The sequence below is a fragment of the Anaeromassilibacillus sp. An200 genome (genome assembly GCF_002160025.1).
GTDB classification, from domain to species: Bacteria; Bacillota; Clostridia; order Oscillospirales; family Acutalibacteraceae; genus Caccousia; species Caccousia stercoris.
In genome coordinates this window covers 1-4403 of sequence record NZ_NFJU01000086.1, presented here as the reverse complement: position 1 = coordinate 4403, position 4403 = coordinate 1, and the positions used below count along the sequence as shown (strand labels likewise).

Sequence of the window (4403 nt, the reverse complement as noted above, 5' to 3'; positions counted from 1 at the left end):
GTCCTGAGCCAGGATCAAACTCTCTAAAATATTGTATCGAATCGCCCTTGCGGGCGTTTCAATCATATCTTAGAGCTTTTGTAGCTCTTTCAGTACACTTGCGTGTTTTGCATTTTTTGAAAAGCTTTGCTTGCTTTCCTTTTCGTATCAGTCGCCCGATACTCAAAGTCATTACGGGTACTTCTTAAATCGTTCGTTGTTTAATTTTCAAGGTTCTGCGTCCGTCCCTCTCATCGAGGAGCGTGCTTTACATTTTATCACACTCTCGTGCGTTTGTCAAGCACTTTTTCTTCTCTTTTTTGGGACAGCCTTGACATTGTATCACTTTCGCGATGCTCTGTCAAGATTTTTTTCCGTCTCTCTCGACGGCTTGACTATAATACCACACCCTTTCCCGCTTGTCAACGCTTTTTCGATCTTTTTTTGCAATTTTTTTCATTCTTTTTCCAGCCTTGTGGAGGGGGCAGGGGAAAGGCCTTATATCTTGTGGTTTTGCTGGTATTGTGCCCGGTACAAAGCAGGCGTTGTCCCCGTCTCCCTGCGGAACACGCGGATAAAATACCCTCCCTCGGAGAAACCGGAGGCCTGTGCGACTTCTTCCACCGTCAGGCTTGTCTCCTCCAGAAGCCTGCGGGCGGCGGCCACTCGTGCTTCCCGCAGAAGCGTGTTGAAGCTTTTCTGTCCTGTTTCCCGCAGAATCCTTGCAATATGCCGTGTGGAAAAATGAAGCTGCTCCGCCGCGCCGGCCAGCGTGGCTTCCGCACAGCAGGCGCTCAGATAGGACAGGATCTCCCGCATTTCCGCCTCGTATCTTTTCGGAGACTCCTTCTGGACCACCTCCCCATGATCCAACAGGAACGAGAATAGAAGAGCCAAAGCCCCGTTCACCGCCGCGCGGCGGTTTGGGCGGGAGGAAAGGGATTCCCTGGCCAGCAGCAGCAGAAACGCGCGCGTCTCCTCGTCGTCCTCCATGTCAAACAGCATACAGCGGCCCGGTGCGCCAGGCGGGGAAAACAATCCCTCCTGCACGCCGCCCACTCCAAAGACAGCCGGAAACGACGCGCGGAAAAAGGAAGCCCGGATCAGCACATTCAGCACAACGGCGTCGGGGGAACAGGAAATACCGTGCACCTCCTTCGGACAAAGCAGGAACATCTGGCCGCGTCCCAGCTCCACCTCCCGGTTTTCCATTGTATTCCGCGCCGTCCCATCCAGCACGGCGATCAGCTCATAGAAATTATGTGAATGGGCAGGAGTCGCGTCACGGGTATCATGCTTGCGCACACACACATCATCCCCCGAAAGGATAAAGCTCTTTTCATCGAATTCCGGCAGGGATGTCTCTTCCCGGCGTCCCGGCACGGGTGCCTCGATTCCGTACCAGTCCAGCGGACGCAGATCGCGCGGCAGGGCTTCTATCGCGGAGCGGAATTCCTCCTGTGTCATGCGCCCGGCCGCCTGCTCCTGCTCCCACTCGGTCAGGCGATACAGCAGCTTCTCCGTTTCTTCCATGTGCAGCATGTCCGTATCCTCCTATTCATATTGTCGCCCACGGCCTTTGAAAAACCCCAAAAAGCGTGCTATAGTGCAGATATCGGATTAATCTCTATCATACATGAATTTGTCCGGGATTTCCATTCTTTTTTGGAAAAATCGCAAAATGAACGGAGGAGTTTGCTTTGAATGTGACATCCATGCTTGTCAACCATGTCAAAACCCCGCTGGGATATGATCTCTCCCACCTGAGCCTGTCCTGGATCCCCGAAAACGCGCGCGGCACACGGCAGGAGTCCGCCCGTGTCCAAATTGCCGCCGATCCGGGCTTTACCAAAATCCTGCACGACAGCGGCGAAAGCGCGGATTTGGACTCTCTCGCCTATCATCCCGCGATCGCCCTCTCTCCCCGCACACGCTATTACTGGCGGGTGATGGTGCGCGACGAGACGGGCGACGAGGGAACGGGGCTTTCGTGGTTTGAGACGGGAAAATGCGGCGAGCCGTGGCAGGCCGAGTGGATCTCCCCCGCGTGCGGCTCCGTTCACCCGCTGGTGCGCGGTACGGTCAGCCTGCCGGGCCGTCCGGTTTCGGCGCGGGCCTATGCGTGCGGGCTCGGGCTGTATGAGATGTATCTCAACGGCGAGCGCGTGGGAGACGAATATCTCACACCTTATTATAATGATTATCATTTTTGGATGCAGTACCAAACCTACGACGTGACCCGCTTGCTGCATGAGGGGGACAACATCCTCGGCGCGATGCTGGGCAACGGCTGGTATAAGGGACGCTTCGGCTTTGAAGCCAATCCGCGCCACGGCCTGTTCGGGGATCGTTTCTCATTCCTGTGCGAGCTGCGCGTGACGCTCGAGGACGGGCGCGAGCTGTGCTTCGGTACGGACCGCTCCTGGCGCTGGGCTCCCTCCCCCGTGCTGGAAAGCAGCATTTACGACGGCGAAGTATATGACGCCCGCCTGGCGATCCCCGGCTGGTGCTCCGACGCATGCGAGCCTGCCGGCTTCCGTCCGGTGGAACGCGCGGAGGAATCCTATACACGTCTCTCCGAGCGGCTGAGTGTGCCGGTGCGGATCACCGAGACGCTGCCGGTGCCGAAGCGGATCCGCACGCCGAAGGGAGAAACCGTCCTCGACTTCGGCCAGGAGATCACAGGCTGGGTGGAATTTACCTGCTCAGCTCCCGCCGGAACGCGCGTGCGCCTGCAATACGGTGAAATTTTGCAGGACGACTGTTTCTATCATGATAACCTGCGTTCCGCCAAAGCCGAATATACTTATTTCTCGGACGGCAGCACAGCGCGGGTGCGCCCGCATTTCACCTTCTACGGCTTCCGCTATGTGAAGGTGGAGGGCATCGACGAGGTGAATCCCGCCGACTTCACCGCCTGTGTGCTCCATTCCGATCTGGAGCTGACCGGCTGCATCGAAACGTCCGACCCCCGCGTAAACCGCCTGTTCCTCAACGCTCTTTGGGGGCAGCGCGGAAACTTCCTGGACGTGCCGACCGACTGCCCGCAGCGCGACGAGCGCATGGGCTGGACGGGCGACGCGCAGGTATTCTGCCCGACGGCCAGCTTCAACATGCAGACAGCCGCCTTCTACCGCAAGTACCTGCACGATATGCTGCTCGAACAGCGCGGGCTGTATCATGGATCCGTTCCGCATGTCGTTCCGATGATGATCGCGGATCCCGACCGCACGCAGCACGGCTCGTGCGCATGGGCGGACGCCGCCGCCGTCATCCCGTGGCAGCAGTACCTTTTCTATGGAGACGCTTCCCTGCTCGAGGAGGAATACGAGAACATGCGCGCATGGGCAGATTTCCTGCGGCATGAGGATCAGGAAACCGGCGGGCAGTTCCTGCGCACCACCGGCTTCCACTTTGCGGACTGGCTCGCGCTCGACAATCCCGACAAGCAGAGCTGTTTTGGCGGCACGGATCCTTACTTCATCGCGAGCGCGTACTATTACCGTTCCATCCGCATGACGGCGCAGGCCGCCCATGCCCTGGGACGCGAGAGCGAGGCGGCGGACTACGCCGCATGGGCGGAGAAAATCCGCGAAGCCTTCCGGGCGCGCTATCTGCTCCCCGGCGGTGACAATGTCTGCCGCACCCAGACCTCCTACGTGCTGGCGCTGGCCTTCGGCCTGACCCCCGAGGAGGATCGCGCAGACACGCTGCGCCTGCTGGAAGAAAAGCTGGACGAGAGCAATATGCACCTGACCACGGGCTTCGCCGGGACGCCGTGCCTGTGCCCCGTCCTTTCCGAGCACGGCGCGAACGCGTCCGCCTACCGTCTCCTGCTCAACGACGATTATCCAAGCTGGCTTTACGAGGTCGGCATGGGCGCCACGACCGTGTGGGAGCGCTGGAACTCCGTGCTGCCGGACGGCAGGATCAGCGACACCGGCATGAACAGCCTGAACCACTATGCCTACGGCTCGATCGTGGAATGGATGTACCGGTACATGTGCGGCATCAATCCGTGTGAGGACGCTCCCGGCTTCCGGCACGTTCTTCTGCGTCCCATGCCCGACGCAAGCCTTTCCTTCGCGCACGCTTCCTTCCGCTCGCCCGTGGGGCTGTATGAAAGCGGATGGGAGTACGAGGATGGCGGCAATACGCTCTGCTACTCCTTCACCATCCCCTTCGGCGCGTCGGCCACCTTGCTCCTTCCCGGCGAAAGCGAACCGATCGCCCTTACACCGGGACAGCACGCCATCCGCCGCTCCGTGTGACACTTCTCCACAGCATAGAAAAAGGGCTCCGCTTCCTGCGGAGCCCTCAGCCTGTCGAAAAAGGTCACCGATTGGTGGCCTTTTTCTCGTATAAAGGGAGAAAATGCGGTATAATGAGTTTGGGGTGATAAAAATGCTGGTAAAGAATGCAGA

3 protein-coding genes are annotated in these 4403 nt (G+C 58.7%); 2 read left to right on the top strand and 1 reads right to left on the bottom strand.

Annotated elements, in window-relative coordinates:
• A partial coding sequence (locus B5F35_RS19085) for a hypothetical protein (RefSeq protein ID WP_206424075.1) occupies positions 1–188 on the top strand: 188 nt, incomplete at its 5' end.
• Positions 189–477: 289 nt separating this feature from the next.
• Here B5F35_RS19085 and B5F35_RS17605 read toward each other — a convergent pair.
• The gene (locus tag B5F35_RS17605; RefSeq protein ID WP_087242924.1) at positions 478–1521 is read right to left on the bottom strand and encodes an AraC family transcriptional regulator; all 1044 of its coding nucleotides are present in this window, start codon (positions 1519–1521) and stop codon (positions 478–480) included.
• A 164-nt stretch (positions 1522–1685) separates the two neighbouring features.
• On the opposite strand from B5F35_RS17605, the gene B5F35_RS17600 reads away from it, so the two are divergent.
• Positions 1686–4250, top strand: coding sequence for an alpha-L-rhamnosidase (locus B5F35_RS17600; protein WP_242969581.1), 2565 nt, complete (start codon positions 1686–1688; stop codon positions 4248–4250).
• Positions 4251–4403 lie beyond the last annotated feature (153 nt).